Origin of the sequence: Staphylococcus sp. HMSC062H10, from assembly GCF_001836945.1 — a bacterium.
GTDB lineage: Bacteria > Bacillota > Bacilli > Staphylococcales > Staphylococcaceae > Staphylococcus > Staphylococcus aureus.
Genome location: NZ_KV830944.1, coordinates 1 through 3,867, shown reverse-complemented (window position 1 = coordinate 3,867; position 3,867 = coordinate 1). Strand labels below are relative to the sequence as shown.

At 29.1% G+C, this 3,867-nt stretch carries 3 protein-coding genes and 1 pseudogene; all 4 read right to left on the bottom strand.

Annotated features, from left to right (window positions below; all coding sequences use genetic code 11):
• A pseudogene (locus HMPREF2658_RS00325) lies at positions 1-1,377 on the bottom strand (Mu transposase C-terminal domain-containing protein); the annotation flags it as partial.
• A complete protein-coding gene (locus HMPREF2658_RS00320) occupies positions 1,349-1,942 on the bottom strand; it encodes a recombinase family protein (RefSeq protein WP_000690638.1) in 594 nt (197 codons plus the stop codon). The pseudogene HMPREF2658_RS00325 and the gene HMPREF2658_RS00320, both read right to left, overlap by 29 nt.
• Positions 1,943-2,205: 263 nt before the next feature.
• Entirely contained in the window at positions 2,206-2,586 is a 381-nt protein-coding gene (blaI, locus tag HMPREF2658_RS00315; RefSeq protein ID WP_001284653.1) for a penicillinase repressor BlaI, read from the bottom strand.
• A partial coding sequence (locus HMPREF2658_RS00310) for a penicillin-binding transpeptidase domain-containing protein (protein ID WP_070854168.1) occupies positions 2,576-3,867 on the bottom strand: 1,292 nt, incomplete at its 5' end. The genes blaI and HMPREF2658_RS00310, both read right to left, overlap by 11 nt.

The following is a 3,867-nucleotide window of genomic DNA, read 5'->3' as shown; positions in this document are numbered from 1 at the left end:
TTTTTTTCTTCCTTAATTAATTCCGTGGTACTTGGACTAGCAATATTTTGTTTTAAGTGTTTTCTTCTCTGACTACGAGCGTGCTGTATGTCTTTTATATCTATGGAGTAATCAGCTATTTCTGGACATATAGCAGTACAAAGAAATTCATCTCTATAAAACACACGTATTTCAGCCATATCATTTGGGTTATAACGAATCAGTACATATTCACCTACATAAGCTTCTAGATTAGTATTACTGTATCGAAAACCTTGAAAATGAATGCCATCTGAATGAACTTTTCTAGATTTAGGTATTTCCAACAATAATAAATCAAGTTGTTCTAAGCTACTTGGCATATTAGGGAAAAAGTGATTACTATTCCAATGACTGATAGGCGTGGTATGAATAGTACTATGTTCTTTTTGATTATAATCTTCAATTAAAAAGTAACGTAATTTTTCTTCAAAATTGTGAAAATTTATTAGATTACTAGGAGTATCATTATTGTTTATATATCCAGGCAGTTGTTCTAAGAAAGTTTGATTAACTGTCTGAAAGAATCGTTCTATTTTTCCACGACCACGAGGAACACCAACTTTCGAAAACATCAAGTTAATTTTCAAATCAATAGCGACTTGTTCCATATGATGTGAAGTAAAGTCACTTCCATGATCTGTGTAGAATTTTTCGGGTATACCACACACTGGCCAATTGGTATCATTTTTATTCCATATTGCTTGGTGTAGTGTTAATGCTGTGTTTTGAGCATTGGGGGGCATCAAAACTTAAGAAATAGCCTGCAATTGCACGACTATAGTCATCCATAATAATAGTTAGCCATGGTCTATTGATATTACCTTTTTGGTCTAATATAAAGATATCTAGCAAAGTATGGTCTGCTTGCCATATTTCATTGGGTCTCGAGGATTCTCTAATTTGTATTAAATCGTACTTATTTTGATAGTATTTTTCACCCTGATGAGAGAAATCAATAACAGACTTAGGCATCGCTTTAATAACACTATAAATTTGTTTATAACTTGGTATATCAAAATTATTTTCTTTACAGTAATTAGTGATTTTCCTATGAATTGTGGCTATACTATTTCTTTTATTCATAAGCGCAAGGCGTTCAATTTCATCAATTATCTTTGGTTCTATTTTACGTGTTCCTTTATCAGCTCTTGTCGCATAGATTAGTCCTTTAAGTCCTTGTTCTTTATATGACTTATTCCACCTATAAAGGGTGCTTAACGCAATCCCTTTACTTTTAGAAATACTTGATAAAGATTGTTCGCCTAGGATAAAAGGTTTTATAATATTGTACTTTTGAGTAGCTTTTTTACGTTTGGCTTCAGAAAAATTAGTTAGATACTTCTCCTTGTTTTTCATCTTCCTTGTCCTCCAATTTATTGAGGTAACGATAAATTGTTGTACGTGAAACATGCCACTGTTCTGCAATTGTCTTAATTGGCGTGCCATTATCATAAAGGGTCTTAAGTAAGTTTAAATCTTTTTGATTTAATTTTTCTGGTCTGCCTCCATATCGGCCTCTAGCACGTGCTGCAATTCGGCCAGCTGAAGAACGCTCTAAAATTAAATTACGTTCAAATTCTGCAAATGCTGCGAATAAATGAAATAATAATTGTCCAGTTGAACTTGATTTATCCATTGTTATATTTTCTTCTAAACTATGGAAACTTACACCTCGTTCGTTAAGCTCATTAACTAATGTGATTAAATCCTCCATATTACGTCCCAATCTATCTAATCTCCAAACAACAATCGTATCTCCTGACCTCGCAAATTCAATTGCTTTATCTAAACCAGGTCTTTTACTTTTTGAACCACTCATATGGTCATTAAATATCTTTTCACAACCATATGTATTTAATCGATCCTCCTGTAAATTTAAATTTTGTAATCCAGTTGAAACTCTTGCATAACCTATTTTCAAAATACAAACCTCCTATATACATCTTCAATGTACCATAACTTAATTACAAGGTCTTTTATGAACATAGATTTTTTGTTGGGTTTTTGAACACATAATCCTATGTAATTCTTACTTATTTAGACATAAAAGAAGAGTGTACAGAAAATGGTTATTTTCTGTACACTCTCATCTTTAATAATATATTTTAAATGTCATTAACAAAACTAATTTAATAAGAGTCAAGCATAGTTTACATATGTATTATGTTTGAAACATACCTCTAATTACTTTTTACTAATATCATTTAAAATATCTCGCAATTCTTCAATTTCTTTGTTATTTAATTCTTCATTTTTCGCAAAATTCAACACTAAACTTTTCATATCCCCTCCATACAGTTTATTAAGAAAGGTTTTAGCAGTTTTCATTTTAATATCGTCTTCTTTAATATTTGATGAGTAAAAATAAATATTTTCTGATTTGTATCGTTTTATAATCTCTTTTTTATATAGTCTTGTGATTAATGTTCTAATCGTTTTATCACTAACTTCTTTATATTTTTGAATTTCAACTACAATTTCATTAGCTGATACTGATTTTTTATCCCATATTATATTCATAACATCCCATTCAGCCATAGATATTTCAACTTGCTTATTGGCCATTTAAAACACCCATTCCTTTTAATATTTTTTCACTTATTAATTCAGCATTTTTCCCAGACGGGTTTCCATCTGATAAATGTGTAGCAAAATAATACTTATCATGATTTGTAATTACGTAACCTACAAACCACCCATTATTATACTTCCCGTTTACTATACCTGTACCTGTTTTCCCATACAGTTCATACTTTTCATTTTTCTTAATCAATAATGAAGAAGATAATTGATTCTTTGCTTTTTTACTAAAATGGTTATTTTGTTCCATCATATTTTTAAAAACTATTACTTGTTCAAGATTAGATATTTTCAAACTATCTTCCATCCAATAGCTTTTATAACTTCCCAAATTTTCATTACCATAATTTAATTGCTTGAGTTGAGCCGCAGTATAGTTCTTTGGTATTTGATTACTAATACGTTCGAAGTACCAATTAACTGAATTTTGCATTGCTGTATTTAAATCTTGTTCCTTATTCCAAGACTCGAAAAGATAATGTTTATGATTCCATGACATACGTGAATTTTTATCACTTATAATATGACGGTCAAGTCCAAACAGTGCTAAATAAATTTTGTAAGTTGAATCAGGAGAATATCTTTTTCTACTTTCTTTTTCATTATAAATATAGTATTTGTCTTTCTTCATGCTGTACATAACGAAAGATCCACTATTTGAACCAAAATTTTTACTTTCATCTAAAATTTGGTAATCGCTTTGTAAGGGCTTTTTATAATTATAATCAGTTAAGGATTGCCCCATTAAAAACTGGCTTTGAATTATCATGATAAAAAAAGTAAAAATACAAATAAAAATTAGAATTAATTTTGACTGCTTTTTCAGATCGGCTTCTTTTATATTAATTAATCTATTTTTGAGTAATGATTTTTTACCATTAAATGAATGGCTTAATATATTTTTGTTGAAAAATGAGGTTTTTAATACGGAGTCCATAATAGATTCCGCATAAGTTTTAAATTCATTTTTGTTAATATTATTAAGGACAAATCTATCGGCTTCTACTTCATTGTCATGAATTATCTTTCTTTTTACAATATGTACTAATGGATTGTAACTCATAATAATAGAGAAGATATTAAAGATAATTAAATGTAAAGTATCTCTATTTTTAGCATGAGCATATTCATGCAGTATTATATATTTTAGTCTTTTATCAATTACACTTTTAAAATATGAACTAGGAATCAAAATAATATATTTCCCATACCAAAAAGTTATTGGAGATTGAATAGCCTCTGCTTTTCGAATCACAATATTTTTTT

Bases quoted from the DNA above. Each gene is read 5' to 3' on its own strand.
- blaI (WP_001284653.1), bottom strand. From the start codon at position 2,586: ATGGCCAATAAGCAAGTTGAAATATCTATGGCTGAATGGGATGTTATG.